This is a genomic window from Leucobacter sp. PH1c (assembly GCF_000633415.1).
Classification (GTDB): domain Bacteria; phylum Actinomycetota; class Actinomycetes; order Actinomycetales; family Microbacteriaceae; genus Leucobacter.
Genome location: NZ_AYMV01000029.1, coordinates 1 through 16855 on the forward strand (window position 1 = coordinate 1; position 16855 = coordinate 16855).

The following is a 16855-nucleotide window of genomic DNA, read 5'->3' on the forward strand; positions in this document are numbered from 1 at the left end:
CGACGTTTCTGATTTCTCCGCCGGAATCTGCGTCCGGGATCCAGAAGCTCCGTCGGGGATCCGGAAGCTCCGTCCGGGTTCCCGGGTCCGATACCCGCGGCGCGGACCGGGAGCGCGGCTAGGCTGACGGCATGAACCAACACGATGCGGAGCGCGGCACTGCGGAGCCTGGCGCTGCGGAGCCCGGCGCTGCGGAGCCCGGCGCTGCGGAGCCCGGAACTACGGCGTCCGGCGCTGCGGCGAGCAGCGGGCAGCCGGATGCCTGGCAGGCGCGCGTCGACGCGGTCTGGGAGGACGCGACGCTCGCGTCAGAGGACGTGATCGCGCGGATCGCGGAACTCGCCGCCGAATTGCCCGACGACGATCCCCGCGGCCCGTTCGAGCTGGGCGGCGCGCACGACTCCGCCGGCGACGAGGCCCGCGCAGGCTTGCTCTACGAGCGCGCGATCGCGCTCGGCCTCTCGGGCCCGGCGCGCGCCGAGCTGACCGTGCAGTACGGCTCGACGCTGCGCAACCTGGGCCGCACCGCGGAAGCCGTCGCCGAGCTCGAGAACGGGCCCCGCGACCCCGCACACGGTGCCGCGGCCGACGCGTTCCTCGCGCTCGCACTGCACTCTGCCGGGCGCAGCGACGAAGCGCTCGCCGTGGCGCTGGACGCCCTCATCCCGCACCTCCCCCGCTACCAGCGCTCGCTGCGCGGCTACGCCGCCGAACTCCGGGAGCGGGCGGCCGCGCACGACGGCTGAGCAGACGGCCGAGCAGGCGACTGAGCAGGGGCCGGGCAAGACGGCGGCTCGCCCCGAACTACCGCTCGGCCGCGCGACGGCGCTCGACCACGCGGGTGACGAGCACGCCGATCGCGAACTGCGCGACCGTGCAGACGGCGAGCGCGATGATCACCGCGTTCCAGTCGCCGAGCAGCTGGCGGGCCGCGCCGGCACCGAGCGGGCCGAGCGTCGCGACCGAGTAGCCGACCGACTGCACGATGCCGGAGACCCGCGCGGACTCCTGGGCGTCGCGCCCGAAGCCCGCGATGAGTGCGAGGACGAGCGGGAACGCGCACATGCCGAGCCCGAAGAGCGCCGCCCACACCTCCGGCAGCGCGGCGGGCGCCACGAGCAGCCCCGCGAGCGCGACCAGGTTGGCGAGCGCCACGACACCGAAGCCGATCCGCATTCCCGCCGGGGTGCGCCCGAGCGCCATGACGAGCACCGTGCCCACCACGCCGACCGCCATCGAGATGCCGAGCAGCATGCCCGCCCGCGAGGCCGGGAGCCCCGCGTCCTGCGCAATCGACGGCAGCCAGCCCATCACCACGTAGCTCAGCAACGCCTGCAGCGCGAAGTAGCCCGCGAGGAACCACGTGCCGTGCGGCAGCCGGGAACGGGCGGGAGCCGCGGCAGGAGCCGCCGACGCGGCTGAGGCGGCTGAGGCGGCCGGAGCAGGAGCCGCCGACGCGGCGGGATCTACCGGCGCGGCCGGAACTGGAGCCGCCGATGCGGGCGCCGCGGCAGACGGGATCCCGCGGATCGCGAGCAGCCACACGACGAGAGCGAGGAGCGCGGGCACCGCCCAGGCAGCGAGGCCGAGCGCGGGATCGCCGAGCCAGCCGGCGATCGGGACGGCGAGCGCCGCCGCGAGCGCCGCTCCGAGCGACATGAGCGTCGTGTACGCGGTCGTCACGGGGCCGATGCGGCCCGCGAAGTGCCCGCGCACCACCGCGGGGAGCAGGATGTTCACCATCGCGAGGCCGCCCGTGCCGACGACGGTCCCCGCGACGACGATCCAGGGGCTCGGGATGCCGCGCAGGAGCAGCCCGGCCGTGAGCCCGATGAGGCCCACGAGCACGATCCGCTCGACGCCGAAGCGCGCGGCGAGCCGCGCCGTGCCGAGCCCGGCGACGGCGAACACGGCGGTGGGGATCGCGGGGATCAGCACAACGGTCGCCGGGGTGAGCGCCCCGGCGTCGGTGAGCGCGGTCAGGAGGGCGCTCGCGCTCGTGATCGCGAGGCGAAGGTTCACCGCGACGAGCAGCAGGGCGATGAGCATGAGGACGGCGCCGCGGGGCGCACGGGGCGCACGGCGCACGGCGGCTGAAGCTGCGGCTGAAGCTCCGGCGGGCACGGCTGAAGCTCCGGCGGGCACGGCTGAGGTTGAGGCCCCGGCTGCGGACCGGGAGGGGGCTGCGGCGGTCATAAAGTTCCAAACATCCAACGTCTAACCATTTGTCGGGGACTATCATGACACATGTGAGTCCAGAAGCGGTACCCAGCCTCGATCCCGTGCAGCGCACCTCGCTGAGCGACCAGGTCGTGGAGCGCCTGCGCACGGAGATCAGCGAGGGGCGGTGGCCGGTCGGTCAGCGCATCCCGCCGGAGCCCGAGCTCATGGCCTCCCTCGGCGTCGCCCGCGGCACCCTCCGCGAGGCGCTGCGCGCCCTCCAGTACTCGGGCATGCTCGAGATCCGGCGCGGCGACGGCACCTTCGTGCGCGCCCGGAGTGAGGTGCCCGGCGCCCTCGCGCGCTCGGGGGCGAGTCTGCGCGACGTGCTCGAGGCGCGACGCGCACTCGAACCCCAGCTCGCGCGGCTCGCGGCCGAGCGGGCCACACCCGAGGACACGGATCGCATCGCCGGAGCGCTCGCGGCGCGGGCCGCGGCGAGCGACGCGGAGTGGGTGGAGAGCGACGTCGCCGTCCACGAGGCGATCGCCCGCGCTGCGCACAACCCGATCCTCTTCGAGGTCTACACCGCGCTCCTCCCCCGCCTGCACGAGTCCATGCGCTCGGCGCAGCAGCGCGAGGGGTTCTGCCGGGACGAGCCGCGCGGCCACGACGACGTGCTCGCGGCGATCGCGCGCCGCGACCCCGATGCTGCGGCGGCGAGCGCCGAGGAGAATCTCGCCGCAACCGCCGTGTGGGACGCCGAGAGCTCGGCGCCCCACACGGCGGAGTGAGCCCGGGCCCGGCCCGGGCATCCGCCCCTAGTCGCCCAGCAGTTCCGTGACGAGGGCGGCGATCTCGCTGCGCTCCGAGCGGGTGAGGGTGACGTGGCCGAACAGCGCGTGCCCCTTCAGCTTCTCGATCACCGCGGCGATCCCGTCGTAGCGCCCCACCCGCAGGTTGTCACGCTGGGCCACATCGTGCGTGAGCACCACACGCGAGTTCTGCCCGATCCGGCTCAGCATGGTGAGGAGCACTCCGCGCTCGAGCGACTGGGCCTCGTCGACGATCACGAACGCGTCGTGGAGGGAGCGGCCGCGGATGTGCGTGAGCGGCAGCACCTCGATGAGGCCGCGCGCCATCACCTCCTCGAGCACGTTCTCCGAGACGATCGAGCCGAGCGTGTCGAACACGGCCTGCGCCCACGGGCCCATCTTCTCCTGGTGGTCGCCCGGCAGGTAGCCGAGCTCCTGGCCGCCCACGGCGTACAGCGGGCGGAACACCATCACCTTCCGGTGCTGCCGGCGCTCGAGCACCGCCTCGAGCCCCGCCGCGAGCGCGAGGGCCGACTTGCCGGTCCCGGCGCTGCCGCCGAGGGAGACGATCCCGACCTTCGGATCGAGGAGGAGGTCGATCGCGAGCCGCTGCTCGGCGCTCCGCCCCGTCACGCCGAACACCTCGCGGTCGCCGCGCACGAGGTGCAGCCCGCCGGGGCCGTCGATGCGCCCGAGCGCCGAGCCGCGCGGCGAGTGGAGCACCACGCCCGTGCCGAGCGGCAGCTCCTCGGCCGCGTCGACGCCGTCGAGCCGCTCGGTCTCCCACAGCGCGGCCATCTCCGACTCGTCGATCGAGAGCGTCGCGGTGCCGGAGTAGGTGTCGTCCGCGGCGAGCTCGGCGCGGTATTCCTCGGCGCCGAGCCCCAGCGCGGCCGCCTTGAGGCGCATCGGGAGATCCTTCGACACGACCGTCACGTCGCAGCCGTCGCCCGCGAGGTTCTGCGCGACCGCGAGGATCCGGCTGTCGTTGTTCCCGAGCCGCATCCCCGAGGGGAGCGCCTCGACGCTCGTGTGGTTCAGCTCGACGCGGAGCGTGCCGCCCGCATCGCCGACCGGTACGGGGAAGTCGAGCCGCAGGTGCGCGGCCCGCAGCTCGTCGAGGAAGCGGAGCGCGCGGCGGGCGAAGTAGCCGAGCTCCGGATCGTGGCGTTTGTGCTCGAGCTCCATCAGCACGACCACCGGGAGGACCACGGCGTGCTCGGCGAAGCGGAACAGCGCGCGGGGGTCGCTCAGCAGCACCGAGGTGTCGAGCACGTAGGTGCGCTGGCCCGTGTCGCTGCCGGCGATGCGCTCCTGTTCGGGCGGGAGCGCGAGCGCCGGATCCGCCGGGGTCGCGGTGCGCGTGGAGGGTGTGTCGCTCGGTGCTGCGGGGTGAATTGCGGGGTGATTCATCTCGGCCACGATGGCTCCTCTGCCCCGAGGCGCAGGCCCCGGATCAGCGAGACGACCATCACTCCCATCGAGGTGGCTGGCCGCCTCGATCGGGCACCCTGCCCGATGGCACACACGGTACGCCTGCTGCGCGGCCGTCCGCGCGGGGACACGCGCATCGCCGCATGAACGTTGCATGGCGGGCGCGTGACGTGCAGGATCGTCGGGGAACCGATGAGGTCTGACAAGATTCGGGTATTCTGTCTGTGCGATACCACACACGGGGGACGGCACGCATCCCTCGGTCGCGCCTCGAAGGAGCCTCATTTGCGCACGATCGATTGGATCGACGGAGCTATCGAACTCGTGGACCAGACGCTCCTGCCCCACCGGCTCGAGCAGCGCCGCGTCACGGAGCTGAGCGAGCTGATCACGGACATCCAGCGCCTCGCAGTGCGCGGGGCCCCGGCCCTCGGCGTGGCCGGCGCGATGGGCGTCGCGCTCATCGCCGCGTCGGTGCAGGAGGCGGGCGGCGACGCCGAGCTCGACCGCGACGAGGTTGTCCGACAAGCACGTCTCCTGCGCGAGGCGCGCCCCACCGCGGTGAACCTCTCCTGGGGCGTGGACCGCGCGCTCACCCGCCTCGACGAGGGCGCCGCCGCGATCCTCGAGGAGGCGCTCGCGATCCGCGACGAGGACATCGCCGCCTGCATCTCGATGGGCCTCCGCGGCGCCGACCTCACGCGCGAGCTCACGGGCAAGGATCCCGTCCGCGTCATGACCATCTGCAACACGGGCGGCCTCGCGACCGTCGAGCGCGGCACGGCGCTCGGCGTGATCCAGACGCTCCTCGAGCAGGGATCCCTCGCCGAGGCGCTGCCGCTCGAGACGCGGCCGCTCCTCCAGGGCGCGCGCCTCACGGCCTGGGAACTGCAGCGCATGGGCGCTCCCTTCCGGCTCCTCATCGACTCGGCCGGCCCCTTCCTGCTCTCGCGCGGGATCGCCGACGCCGTCTTCATCGGCGCGGACCGCATCGCGGCCAACGGCGACTCGGCGAACAAGATCGGTTCCTTCTCGCTCGCCCTCGCGGCGAAGCACGCGGGCGTGCCCTTCATCGTGGTGGCCCCCGAGTCGACTGTCGACATGCAGACGGCGAGCGGCGCCGACATCGAGATCGAGGATCGCGGCGTCGACGAGGTGGCCGGCTTCGGCGGCACCCGCACCGCGCCCGAGGGCATCGACGCGGTCAACCCCGCGTTCGACGTGACCCCGCACGAGCTGATCACGGCGATCGTCACCGAGCGCCGCGTGATCCGCCCCGGATCGGGAGAAACGCTCGCAACCGTTCCCCTCGAGGCGCTCCGCTCCTAGGCTAGATCCACTTCCCTGTTCCCGCTCCCGGCCGCGCGCCGGGCGGGGACGCGTCCCGCAGTTTTTCCCCTCCACCACCTCCGAAAGGAACACCAATGTTCTTCACCAAGCGCCGCGCACGTGCGGCTCTCGTCGCGGGTGCGGCCACCGCCGCTCTGCTCCTCACGTCCTGCGCGGGCAACGGCGGCTCGGCCGACGGCGGCTCGAGCGCCGAGGGCCCGAGCTTCATCTACATCACGAGCGACCCGATCGGCCAGAACGAGTTCCTCAAGTCCGGCAAGGTCGGCATCGACGCCGTCGCGGAGACCTTCGAGGGCTCGGCGACCACGTACGAGTCGAAGGACGAGGCGCAGCGCCGCACCAACCTCGAGGCGGCAATCGCGAAGGCCCCCGAGGTCGTCGTGATGCTCGGCTTCCAGTTCGGCGACATCGCCAAGGAGCTCGCCGAGCAGAACCCGCAGCAGAAGTTCCTCCTCATCGACACCGCAGTCGACGGGGCGCCGGAGAACCTCTACCAGGCGACCTTCCGCGAGCAGGAGCCCTCCTACCTCCTCGGCGTCGAGGCGGGCCTCCTCACCGAGGCGAACAAGGTCGGCTCCGTCATCTCGGTCGACAACCCCCTCCTCAAGAAGTACTCCGAGGGCTTTGCCGAGGGCGCGAAGAGCGTCAACAAGGACGTCGAGACCGTGGCCCCGCAGGTCATCGGCGGCGACAACCCCTTCGCCGACACCGCTCGCGCCAAGGAGCAGGCGCTTGCCTACGCCGGCACCGGCGTCGACCAGATGTTCGCCGTGGGCGCGGCCTCGAACGGCGGCATCATGGAGGCGGCTGCGGCCAAGGGCTTCTCGGCCTACGGCGTTGACGCGAACCAGTGCGGCATGGCGCCGGGCTCGGTCGTCGACGGCACCATCAAGGCCGTGAACAACGTCGTCGAGACCGTCGTCGGCGAGATCATGGACGGCAAGAGCTCGGCCGAGGCCACCACCTCGTTCGGCCTCAAGGAGGAGGGCATGACGATCGTCAGCCTCACCGAGGGCGCAGCCGACTCGCAGTGCACCGTCATGGAGAACCCCGACGTGCTGAAGCAGGTCACCCAGGTCCGCGACGACATCGTCGCCGGCAAGATCACGGTCACCGATCCGCTGGCCTAGGTCGTAAACTCGTGGCCGGGAGGTTCCGCTCGCGCGGTGCTTCCCGGCCACGACTGCTTCGGCGCACGCGGGAGATGATTCTGCACGGGGAGACACCCCGCGCTCGCATCACCGCCACGCACCACCGAGGTGCCACCAACACCACGCATCAGCACCCCCACCACCACGCACCACCACCACGCACCACCACCACGCCCGAACGAAGGAGCCATGATGACCGCTGAGGTTTCCATGCGCGGCATCACGAAGCGCTTCCCCGGCGTGCTCGCCGACGACAACGTCGACCTGGAGGTCGCCCCGGGCGAGATCCACGCGCTGATGGGCGAGAACGGCGCGGGCAAGTCGATCCTCATGTCGATGCTCGCCGGCGTCATGCAGCCCGACGAGGGCGAAATCTACATCCGCGGGGAGCGCATGAGCTTCTCGTCCCCCCTCGACGCGATCGATGCCGGCATCGGCATGGTCTTCCAGTCGTTCAAGCTCTTCCCGTCGCTCACGATCGCGGAGAACGTCGTGTTCCGCAGCGAGCCGACGAAGCGCGGCCTCATCGACCGCCAGGCGGCGAACCGCCGCGTCGCCGAGATCGCCGACAAGTACGGGCTCCAGCTCGACCCGACCGCCCGCGTGGACTCCGTTCCGGTCGGCGTGCTGCAGCGCGTCGAGATCGTGAAGGCCCTCTACCGCGAGGCCAAGGTCCTCATCCTCGACGAGCCCACCGCCGTGCTCACCCCGCAGGAGACCGAGCGCCTCTTCGACGTGCTGCGCGCGCTCAAGGCCGACGGCCGCACCATCATCCTCATCACCCACAAGCTGAACGAGGTCATGGCGATCTCGGATCGGGTGACCGTGCTGCGCGACGGCCGCAACGTCGCCGAACTCGTCACCGCGGAGAGCTCCCCCGCCGAGATCACCCGCCACATGACGGGCCGAGACGTTGACCTCACGACCCCGCCGCCCGCGCAGGAGCCCGGCGCGACCGTGCTCGACGTGCGCGGCCTCACGGTGCCCGGCTCCGGCGGCCGCCCGGCCGTCGACACGGCCAGCCTGTCCGTCCGCGAGGGCGAGGTGGTCGGCATCGCGGGCGTCGCGGGCAACGGCCAGGTCGAGCTCGCCGAGGCGATCATCGGCATGCGGCGCGCGAGCGCGGGCGAGGTACACGTCTCAGGCGCGGATCTCAGCCGCTCCTCGATCGCGCAGCGCCGCGCCGGCGGCGTCGCCTACGTCCCCGAGGACCGCCACGCGGTCGGCAGCGCCGGCTCGGCGAGCGCGATCGACAACCTCTCGCTCGGCCATCACCGCACCTCCCCGATCCTGCAGCGCGGCCTGCTCTCGCGCGGCGCGATGGTCGAGCACGCGAAGCGGCTCATCGCGCGCTTCGGCGTGAAGATCGCCGGCCCCACGACCCCGGTCGGCACCCTCTCGGGTGGCAACCTGCAGAAGATCGTCGTCGCGCGCGAGCTCGACTACCGCTCCCCGGTGCTCATCGCCGAGCAGCCGACCCGCGGCGTCGACATCGGCGCGATCGAGTCGATCCACCGCGAGCTCTGCGAGTACCGGGACGGCGGGGGCGCGCTCCTCCTGATCTCGGCCGAGCTCAGCGAGATCCTGTCGCTCTCCTCGCGCATCCTCGTGATGTTCGAGGGGCGCATCGTCGCCGAGGTTCCCAAGGCCGAGGCGACCGAGGCCCTCCTGGGCCTGTACATGGCCGGCCATGCTCCGGAGGCGCAGCACCGACCCAGCGCCCCGCTCACGACCCAGGCGGCTTCCGCTGCCGCCCCGCAGAAGGAGACCGCACTGTGAAGGCCCTGCAGAGCTTCGGGCGCTGGCTCGCCAGCCCGATCCCCGTCTCGGTGGTGCTCGCACTGCTGATCGGCGCGTGCTTCATGCTGATCGCGGGGGTCGACCCCGTGAGCGGCTACATCGCCATGGTGAACGGGTCCTTCGGGAGCGGCGCCGGCCTCGCGAACACGCTCCAGCGCGCCGTGCCGATCATCGGCATCGGCATCGCGATCGCGGTGGCCTTCCGCGCCGGCGTGCTGAACCTCGGCACCGAGGGCCAGGCCGGCCTCGGCGCCCTCGCGGGCGGCATCGTCGCGATCTACGTGCCCGGCCCCGCAGCGCTGATCGTCCCCCTCGCGTTCCTCGCGGCGATCGCCACGGGCGCCGCATGGGGCCTCATCACGGCGCTGCTGCAGAACCTGCTCGGCGTGCCGATCCTGCTCTCCACGCTGCTCCTCAACTACCCCGCGCGCTACTTCTCCTCGTGGCTCATCCGGTACCGGCTCGACGAGCCGACGTCCGACCTCGTCGCGAGCGAGCAGGTGCGCCCCGAGGTGCAGCTGTCGATGCTCGTCCCGCGGGACTCGGCATTCGCGGAGACCCTGCGGAACACGCTCGGCCCCACGAACCCGGTGACCGCGATCCTCACGGGCGTGAACTGGTCGATCGTCGTGCTCATCGTGGTCGTGCTCGGCGCGATCTTCGTGAACCGCCGCACCCGCTACGGCTTCGAGTCCGGCCTCGCCGGGCAGAACGCTGAGTTCGTGCGCTACAGCGGCGTGCAGCCCGGCCCCCTCGTCACCCGCACCATGGCGATCTCGGGCGGCCTCGCCGGCCTCTTCGGCCTGATGCTGATCATCGGCGCCCCGAGCACCCGCCTCATCGAGGGCTACTTCGTGCAGACCAACTTCGCGTGGACCGCACTGCTCGTCACCCTGCTCGCGCTCTACCGCCCCGTCGGCATCGTGATTGCCGGGCTCTTCTTCGCCGCGATCATGGTCGGCTCGGACGCGATGGGCCGCGAGCTCGGCCTCTCCCCGCAGATCGCCGCCGTGATCCAGGCGCTCGTCATCATCCTGCTGGCGTTCCGCGTCGCGCTCCCCAAGTTCCGCAAGCGAACAGCCACCAGCCCCGCAGCGAAGGAGGACGAGCGATGAACTTCCTCGACCTGTTCACCGAGGACCTGATCTCCTCCGTGCTGCGCGCTCTCATCCCGGTCCTGCTCGCCGCACTCGGCGGCATGCTCGCGGAGCGCGTCGGCATCTTCAACATCGGCCTCGAGGGCATGCTCCTCGTGGGCGCGTTCGCCGGCGTCGCCGGGTCGTTCTTCACGCACAACTGGATCGTCGGCGTGATCGTCGCGATGGTCTCGGGCGCGCTCTTCTCGCTCATCCTCGGCTACGGCGCGGTCTACCGCAAGGGCGACCCGATCGTGCTCGCGATCGCGATGAACATCCTCGCGGTCGGCATGACGAGCTTCCTGATCGTCGCGATCTTCAACGTGCAGGGCGTGTTCCAGGATCCGGGGATCGACGGCATCCCCGTGTGGCGCATCCCGGTCCTCGCGGACATCCCCTGGATCGGCGCGCTCTTCGCCCTCACCCCGCTCGGCTACCTCGCGCTGCTCCTCGTGCCCGCGCTCTGGATCATGCTCTTCCGCACCCCGCTCGGCCTGCGCATGCGCGGCGTCGGCGAGCGCCCGCTCGCGGCCGCGACCATGGGTGTCAACCCCCAGCGCTACCAGCTCGGCGCGGTGATCGCCTCGGGCGCGCTCGCCGGCCTCGGCGGCGCACAGCTCGCGCTCGGCAACGTCGTGCAGTTCACGGAGAACATGTCGGCCGGCCGCGGCTGGATCGCCGTCGTCGCCGTGATGCTCGCCCGGGCGCACCCCGTGGGCGTGCTCGGCGCCGCCCTGCTCTTCGGTTTCGCCGATGCCCTCGGCTTCCGCCTGCAGTCCTTTGGCCTGCCGCAGCAGCTGACGGACGCGGGCCCCTACGTCCTCACGCTCCTCGCGCTGATCCTCATGAGCAAGCGCTTCCGCAAGACCCGTGAGGCGGCCGTCGCGTGACCGGGGGGAACCTCCCCGCGGCAGCCGCGCGCTGGGTCGAGCGGCTTGAGCTCGAACCGCTCGAGCACGAGGGCGGGCTGTTCCGGCAGATGCACCTCGACGAGCACTCGAGCGCGATCACGTACCTGCTCGCGGATCCCGATTTCTCGGCGCTGCACTCGCTCGCCTCGGTCGAGGTCTACCACTGGTACGCGGGCGCCCCGCTCCGCATGCTGCTGCTGCACCCCGATGGGCGCGCCGAGGAGCGCTTCCTCGGACCGGATCCGGACTCCGCCGAGTTCCCTGGGCAGCTCCCCCAGCTCGCGGTTCCGGCCGGGGTGATGCAGGGATCCTCGTCCGCCGGCGAGTGGACGCTCATCGGGACGACGATGGCCCCGCCCTTCGAGTGGAACGGCTTCGCGCTCGGCGAGCGGGCGGCGCTGCAGGAGCGCTACCCCGCGGTCGCCGAGCGGATCGCCGAGCTCACGCGACTGGACTAGCCGAGCCGGGCTGCGGGAATGTCCCGGGGCGCACGCGGCGCGGGGCCAGATCCGGCTGACGCGCGGGCGAGAACTGCCCCAGCACGGCGAGCGCTGCGACCGCGACGGCGATCACGATCCAGCCGCTGGCCCCGAGCGGGAGCACGAGCGCGGGATCGACGTCGACGCCCGCCGCGATCACCAGGCCGAGGAGGCCCGCCGAGGCGTTGAGTGAGGCGTGACCGATCACGGCGGGCCACACGGATCCCGAGCGCAGCCGCGACCAGCCGAGCAGCACGCCCCAGGCGACGCATCCGACCACCATGAGCGCGACACCGCGCCAGTCGGTGAGGCCGAAGTTGTAGCCGAGCAGGATGAGTGGCGAGTGCCACAGGCCCCAGATGACGCCCGAGGCGAGGAGCGCGGGCCACGTGCCGAGCGGTCGCAGTGCGGGGAGCAACCAGCCGCGCCAGCCGATCTCCTCGCCGAACGCGCTCACGGAGTTGATGAGGACGCCGAGCGGCAGCGCCAGGAGCTGCGCGACGACGAGCAGCTGCACCGGCGGGAGCGGCACGTCGAGGTCCGCGGGGAGGGTGGCCTCGATCGCCGCGGCGAAGCCGGAGAAGCCCACCAGGTCGAGTTCCGTCCACCCGAGCAGCGCGGCGACGCCGATGCTCGCCGCGACGAGCAGCGTGGGGGCGAACATCGCCGCCACCGTGAACCACACCACCCGCTTCGCGGGGCGGAGCGGCCACATCCCGAGGAAGCGCAGTCGCTCCCCCGCGGGCACCCGGCAGAGGAAGACGACCGCGAGCACCGCGACCGCCGGGGTGAACATCATGGCCGGCGCGATCAGCCCAAGGAGCGTGACAAACTCCGGCGATTCCGTGCCGCGCAACCACAGCGGCAGTGCCACGAGCCAGGCGAGCCCGCAGGCGAGCACCACAAACACCGCGACGGCCAGCCACGGGACGCGCGCGAGCGGGGCGGGCTGGGCTGGCTGGGTGAGTGGGGTGAGCTGTGCCAGCTGCGCGGGATCGGGCTGCACGGAATTGGGCTGCACGGAATCGGGCTGGGCGGGATCGGGCTGAACGCTCATGCAGTTCCTCCTGGGGTGGCTGGCTTTTCTGGGGCTGCTGGGGCTGGGCTTGCTGGGCTTGCTGGGGCTGGGGCGGCTGGGGCCGCTGGGGCCGCTGGGCGTGCCGCCGGAGCCGCGCGGTCGGCGAAGCCGGTGAGGAGTGCCGCGCCCGTCGAGGCGTCGTCCACCGTCACCGCGAAGAGGGTGCCGTCGTGACGGGTGACGATGATGCCGTCGCCCGCGCGGAGCACCACGCCGGTGCGGCCGGGAGCCCAGCGGATCCCCCAGCCTCCGAAGTCGGCGAGCGGGTGGATCGGGCCGGAGCTCGCCTCCGCGATGTCCGCGAGCGGTGTGCGGAACGCGGGCCAGCCGAGCGCCGAGCGCACCGCCAGCCCGCCGGCGTCGATGCGCACGCGGAACGCCGCCATCGTCGCGAAGAGGGCGACGAGGAGGACGCCCACGCCGAGCGGGATCCAGCCCGTGGCCTCGCCTGCCGCGAGCAGCCAGATCCCGCTCCCCGCGGCCAGAGCCGTCGCGGACAGGACGATCGCGGAGAAGCTCACAGAGGCGCGCACCGTGCGAATCCACACGGCACGCTCCCCGACCGCTAGGTCGAGCCCGGTGCCCGGTCGCGCGTCCGCGGGCCCGACGCGCACGTCGGGCTGCACGGCCCAGGCGCCGGCACCGACACCGAGGAGGAGCGCGAGGCCTGCGAGGAGCAGCCCACCGATGCCCGGGGCCTGCGCGGCATCCGGCAGGTCGAGCTGCACCGCGGCGCTGCCGACGGCGCTGAGCTGCAGCATCGCGACGAGCCCCGCGCTCGCGGCCGCGAGCAGCCGGTGATGCGCTGACCAGCTCGGCAGCGCGCCGCCCCGGCCGCGCGACGACGCTGCGAGAACGGCCCAGAAGAGGGCGGTGAAGCCAAGGCCCGTCGCGAGCGACAGCGCGACGAACGTCCAGGGCGGCCCGAAGCCGTCAGGTCCGCCCGTCCCGGACCAGTGCGTGGCCGCGGGGTCGGGCATCCGGGGCAGCCAGATCGCGGTGAGGCCCGCCCCGACCGCGGTGAACGCGAGCGGGGCCACGAGCCCCACCCAGCGCGCCGCGCGGCGGGCGCGCGCGAACTCGTGGCTCGGATCCGGGCCGGACTCGACGGATCGGGCGGAGGGCACGGCGCGGGCGGAAGGCACGGGGCGGGCGGAAGGCACGGCGCGGGGGTGCGCGCTACGTGCGCCGCCGGTTGCCGCACCGGTCTTGTCGGCCCGGCTCTTGTCGGCCCGGCTCTTGTCGGCCCTGCTCATGCCGGCTGCGCTCATGCCGTTCCCGGTCATGTCGGCCCTGCTCTGGTCGTCCCCGATCATGCCGCGGCCCCGGCGGAGTCCGGGTCCGGGCTGAGGGCGGCGGGGACCGCGCTCGCGACGAGCGCGGCGAGGGCCGCACCCGAAACCCCGAGATCCACGGCGCGCTGCACGAGCGCGGCCACCTCACCGCGCAGCTCGGCCATGGCCCCCGCGGCCGGCGTGATCACCGCGCCGCGGCGGCGCTTCAGGTCGATGAGCCCCTCGTCGCGGAGCATCTGATAGGCGCGCAGCACCGTGTGCACGTTGATCTCAAGGCCCGCAGCGAGCTCGCGCGCGGGCGGCAGCGCGGCGCCCGGAGCGAGGCGCCCGGCCGCGATGTCCTCACGCACCGACGCCGCAATCTGAGCGTAGAGCGGGTGCTCGCTCGACTCGGTGATCCGTACCAGCATGGCGGCCTCCTTCTACCACCCCGAGTCTACTCCGATTGTTCTACCCGGAGGCGAACTAATTCCGGGTGGCGGGGCTGGTTGGGCTGGCGGGACTGGCGGGGCCGGCGGGACTGGCGGGGCCGGGAACACCGGCCGGGGCGGGGAGACGCGCGAGCCCCGGGAACCGCAGGTCTCCCTGCGGTTCCCGGGGCTGTAGATTCCGGGGCTGCAGATTCCGGGGCTGTAGGTTCCGGGGCTGTGGATCCCAGAGCTGTGTCTCCCGGGGCTGCGGATCCCGAGGCCGTGGATCAGCGCGCCGGCGGGCGGGCTAGAAGGCCGCGATGCCCGTGAGCTCGCGACCGATCACGAGCTGGTGCACCTCGTCGGTGCCCTCGTAGGTGCGCACCGACTCCAGGTTCGCCATGTGGCGCATCACGGGGAAGTCGCTCGTGATGCCGTCGCCACCGAGGATCGAGCGGCAGTTGCCGGCGATCTTGATGGCCTCGCGCACGTTGTTGAGCTTGCCCACGGAGATCTGCCCGTAGGAGAGGTTGCCCGCGTCCTTCAGGCGGCCGAGGTGCAGCGCGAGGAGGAGCCCCTTCTCGTACTCGACGAACATGTCGGCGAGCTGCGCCTGGATGATCTGCTTCGAGCCGATGGGGGCACCGAACACCTCGCGGGTCTGCGAGCGCTCGACGGCGACCTCGAGGCACGAGCGCGCGGCGCCCATGACGCCCCAGGCGATGCCGTAGCGCGCCTCGTTCAGGCACTTGAACGGCGCCGAGAGACCCTTCGCCTCGGGAAGGATCGCGTCCGCGGGAAGGCGGACGTCCTCGAGCACGATCTCGGTCTGCAGCGATGCGCGCATGGAGAGCTTGTTCTCGATCGCGGTGGCCTGGAAGCCGGGGGTGTCGGTCGGCACGACGAAGCCGCGCACGACGCCCTCCTCGTCCTTCGCCCAGATGACGCCTACCTTGGCGATCGTGGCGAGGCCGATCCAGCGCTTCTTGCCGTTCAGCACCCACTCGTCGCCCTCGCGCCGCGCCGTGGTGAGCATCGTGTTGGGGTCGGAGCCGCCCTGGGGCTCCGTGAGCCCGAAGAAGCCGACGGCCTCGCCGCGGCCCATCGCGGGGAGCCACTGCTGCTTCTGCTCCTCCGAGCCGAACTTGTAGATCGCGCCCATCGCGAGCGAGCCCTGCACGGAGAGCGCGGTGCGGAAGCCGGAGTCGACCGCCTCGAACTCCATCGCGACGAGGCCGTAGGCGACCGAGGAGGCGCCCTTCAGGCCGTAGCCGTGCATGTACATGCCGAAGGCGCCGAACTCGCCCACCTCGGGGAGCAGCTCGACGGGCAGGCGACGGTCCTCGAACGCCTGGTCGATGACGGGCTTGATGCGGGTCTGCGCGAACTCGCGCGCGCGCATCTGCCACTCGCGCTCCTCCTCCGTCACGAAGTCGGACACGTTGAACAGCTGGTCAATCGTCGTGGTCATGATGCTCCTTTGTCGGGATCTCGGAAATCGTTGTCGTGCGGGAGAACGCTGCGGGGCGGCTCAGGCGTCGCGCCAGTCGGCGTCCTGGTGCTCGCCCACGCCGGGCGGCGGCGCGGAGTAGCGCGCCGGGGTCTCGGAGAGCGAGATCGGCAGCGCCACGGAGCGGAGCAGGTGCTCGGTGCCATCGGCCGCGAGAGCCGGGGTCTGCGCCACGGGGGCGAGATCGAGCTCCTCGGCGAGCTCGAGAGCCTGGGCGATCGTGTTCACGCGGCCGGCGGGGATGTTCGCGCGCGTGAACTCGGCGATCCACTCCTCGGCGGGGCGGGTGCGCAGCGGCGCCTCGAGCGCGGCACGCAGTTCCACGCGGTGCGCGACGCGCTGCGGGTTGTTCGCGAAGCGCTCGTCGGCGGCGAGCTCGGGCACCCCGAGCACCTCGCAGAGCCGGGCGAACTGTCCGTCGGTGCCGACGGCGAGCGCGATGGCCTGATCGGCTGCGTCGAGGGTCTCGTAGGGAGAGATCGAGGGGTGCGCATTCCCCATGCGCCCGGGCGAGACGCCCGTCTCGAGCGTCGACGAGGCCTGGTTCGCGAGTGCCGAGAGGAGCGAGCCGAGCAGGGTGACCTTCACGTGCTGGCCGCGCCCCGCGGTCGGTGAGTCGGCGGTGTCGCGGGCGCGCAGCGCCGCCTGGATCCCGATCACGGAGTTGAGTCCCGTGAGGATGTCGACGAGTGCGACGCCCACCTTTGTGGCTTCGCCGTCCTCCTGGCCGGTGATGCTCATGAGCCCGCCGACGGCCTGCACGAGGAGGTCGTACCCGGGGAGGTCGCGCCCGGCGGTGTCACCGAAGCCGGAGATCGAGCAGTAGACGACGCCCGGGTTCTCCGCCGCAACGGCGTCGTAGCCGAGACCGAACTTGGCCATCGTGCCCGGCTTGAAGTTCTCGATCACGACGTCGGCGGTGCGGGCGAGCTCGCGGGCGCGCGCGAGCCCCTGAGGATCGCGGAGGTCGCACACGACCGAGCGCTTCCCGCGGTTCACACCGGCGAAGTACGTGCTCTGCCCCACGGCGTTGGTGGGCGGGTTCCACTGCCGAGTGCCGTCGCCCTCGGGGCTCTCGATCTTGATCACGTCGGCGCCGAGGTCCGCGAGGATCATCGTGGCGTGAGGACCGGCGAGCACGCGGGAGAAGTCGGCGACCCGGATGCCCGCGAGCGCCCCTGCGTTCGCGGCGGCCGCGCTGGCGGCACCGGCCGCACCGGCGGCGCTCTGCTCCGTCTGGTCGTTCACGTGATTCCCCGTCCGTTCGTATCGTCGCGGCGGCCGCTGCGCCGCCCTGCTCCTGCCGCCAGTGTACGGCGGATTCGC

Annotated in this window: 15 protein-coding genes; 8 read left to right on the plus strand and 7 right to left on the minus strand. The window is 72.4% G+C overall.

Translation table 11 applies throughout. The features are described 5' to 3' along the window. Positions 1–131: 131 nt before the first annotated feature. The gene (locus U874_RS0110365) at positions 132–746 is read left to right on the plus strand and encodes a tetratricopeptide repeat protein (RefSeq protein ID WP_025134470.1); all 615 of its coding nucleotides are present in this window, start codon (positions 132–134) and stop codon (positions 744–746) included. A 58-nt stretch (positions 747–804) separates the two neighbouring features. Here the strand turns inward: U874_RS0110365 and U874_RS14360 are convergent, their stop codons facing one another. After that, a complete protein-coding gene (locus U874_RS14360) occupies positions 805–2088 on the minus strand; it encodes an MFS transporter (RefSeq protein WP_025134471.1) in 1284 nt (427 codons plus the stop codon). A gap of 161 nt (positions 2089–2249) precedes the next feature. Here U874_RS14360 and U874_RS0110375 point away from each other — a divergent pair, with 161 nt between their 5' ends. Beyond that, entirely contained in the window at positions 2250–2954 is a 705-nt protein-coding gene (locus tag U874_RS0110375; protein ID WP_198525841.1) for a FadR/GntR family transcriptional regulator, read from the plus strand. A 27-nt stretch (positions 2955–2981) separates the two neighbouring features. On the opposite strand, the gene U874_RS0110380 is transcribed toward U874_RS0110375, so the two are convergent. Continuing rightward, positions 2982–4388, minus strand: a complete 1407-nt coding sequence (locus U874_RS0110380) for a PhoH family protein (protein ID WP_081809979.1) — start codon at positions 4386–4388, stop codon at positions 2982–2984. A gap of 306 nt (positions 4389–4694) precedes the next feature. On the opposite strand from U874_RS0110380, the gene mtnA reads away from it, so the two are divergent. From mtnA to U874_RS0110410, 6 genes are all read left to right on the plus strand, one after another. Continuing rightward, entirely contained in the window at positions 4695–5738 is a 1044-nt protein-coding gene (mtnA, locus tag U874_RS0110385) for an S-methyl-5-thioribose-1-phosphate isomerase (RefSeq protein ID WP_025134474.1), read from the plus strand. A gap of 95 nt (positions 5739–5833) precedes the next feature. Further along, positions 5834–6889: a BMP family ABC transporter substrate-binding protein gene (locus U874_RS0110390; RefSeq protein ID WP_025134475.1), complete on the plus strand. Its 1056-nt coding sequence runs from the start codon at positions 5834–5836 to the stop codon at positions 6887–6889. Between the two features lie 213 nt (positions 6890–7102). After that, a complete protein-coding gene (locus U874_RS0110395; RefSeq protein ID WP_025134476.1) occupies positions 7103–8689 on the plus strand; it encodes an ABC transporter ATP-binding protein in 1587 nt (528 codons plus the stop codon). Further along, entirely contained in the window at positions 8686–9825 is a 1140-nt protein-coding gene (locus U874_RS0110400) for an ABC transporter permease (protein ID WP_025134477.1), read from the plus strand. The genes U874_RS0110395 and U874_RS0110400 overlap by 4 nt, the downstream gene beginning before the upstream one ends. After that, positions 9822–10736: an ABC transporter permease gene (locus U874_RS0110405; RefSeq protein WP_025134478.1), complete on the plus strand. Its 915-nt coding sequence runs from the start codon at positions 9822–9824 to the stop codon at positions 10734–10736. The genes U874_RS0110400 and U874_RS0110405 overlap by 4 nt, the downstream gene beginning before the upstream one ends. After that, the gene (locus tag U874_RS0110410; RefSeq protein ID WP_025134479.1) at positions 10733–11215 is read left to right on the plus strand and encodes a cupin domain-containing protein; all 483 of its coding nucleotides are present in this window, start codon (positions 10733–10735) and stop codon (positions 11213–11215) included. Before U874_RS0110405 ends, U874_RS0110410 begins: the two co-directional genes overlap by 4 nt. On the opposite strand, the gene U874_RS0110415 is transcribed toward U874_RS0110410, so the two are convergent. The 5 genes from U874_RS0110415 to U874_RS0110435 all read right to left on the minus strand — a co-directional run bounded on the left by U874_RS0110415 (position 11199) and on the right by U874_RS0110435 (position 16693). Next, the gene (locus tag U874_RS0110415) at positions 11199–12293 is read right to left on the minus strand and encodes a CPBP family intramembrane glutamic endopeptidase (RefSeq protein WP_025134480.1); all 1095 of its coding nucleotides are present in this window, start codon (positions 12291–12293) and stop codon (positions 11199–11201) included. The genes U874_RS0110410 and U874_RS0110415 overlap by 17 nt on opposite strands. Continuing rightward, a complete protein-coding gene (locus U874_RS0110420) occupies positions 12290–13600 on the minus strand; it encodes a DUF1648 domain-containing protein (protein WP_025134481.1) in 1311 nt (436 codons plus the stop codon). Before U874_RS0110420 ends, U874_RS0110415 begins: the two co-directional genes overlap by 4 nt. Before the next feature lie 26 nt (positions 13601–13626). Continuing rightward, positions 13627–14019, minus strand: a complete 393-nt coding sequence (locus U874_RS0110425; protein WP_025134482.1) for a GntR family transcriptional regulator — start codon at positions 14017–14019, stop codon at positions 13627–13629. A gap of 307 nt (positions 14020–14326) precedes the next feature. Next, the gene (locus U874_RS0110430) at positions 14327–15490 is read right to left on the minus strand and encodes an acyl-CoA dehydrogenase family protein (protein ID WP_025134483.1); all 1164 of its coding nucleotides are present in this window, start codon (positions 15488–15490) and stop codon (positions 14327–14329) included. 60 nt (positions 15491–15550) lie between these two features. Then, complete coding sequence (locus U874_RS0110435; protein WP_255342052.1) at positions 15551–16693, minus strand: CaiB/BaiF CoA-transferase family protein; 1143 nt, start codon at positions 16691–16693, stop codon at positions 15551–15553. Positions 16694–16855: the final 162 nt, after the last annotated feature.

Excerpts from the sequence above, each read along its gene's own strand:
- U874_RS0110365 (WP_025134470.1), top strand. The coding sequence starts at position 132 with ATGAACCAACACGATGCGGAGCGCGGCACTGCGGAGCCTGGCGCTGCG.
- U874_RS0110380 (WP_081809979.1), bottom strand. The coding sequence starts at position 4,388 with ATGAATCACCCCGCAATTCACCCCGCAGCACCGAGCGACACACCCTCC.
- U874_RS0110390 (WP_025134475.1), top strand. The coding sequence starts at position 5,834 with ATGTTCTTCACCAAGCGCCGCGCACGTGCGGCTCTCGTCGCGGGTGCG.
- U874_RS0110395 (WP_025134476.1), top strand. The coding sequence starts at position 7,103 with ATGACCGCTGAGGTTTCCATGCGCGGCATCACGAAGCGCTTCCCCGGC.
- U874_RS0110405 (WP_025134478.1), top strand. The coding sequence starts at position 9,822 with ATGAACTTCCTCGACCTGTTCACCGAGGACCTGATCTCCTCCGTGCTG.
- U874_RS0110415 (WP_025134480.1), bottom strand. The coding sequence starts at position 12,293 with ATGAGCGTTCAGCCCGATCCCGCCCAGCCCGATTCCGTGCAGCCCAAT.
- U874_RS0110420 (WP_025134481.1), bottom strand. The coding sequence starts at position 13,600 with ATGACCGGGAACGGCATGAGCGCAGCCGGCATGAGCAGGGCCGACAAG.
- U874_RS0110425 (WP_025134482.1), bottom strand. The coding sequence starts at position 14,019 with ATGCTGGTACGGATCACCGAGTCGAGCGAGCACCCGCTCTACGCTCAG.
- U874_RS0110430 (WP_025134483.1), bottom strand. The coding sequence starts at position 15,490 with ATGACCACGACGATTGACCAGCTGTTCAACGTGTCCGACTTCGTGACG.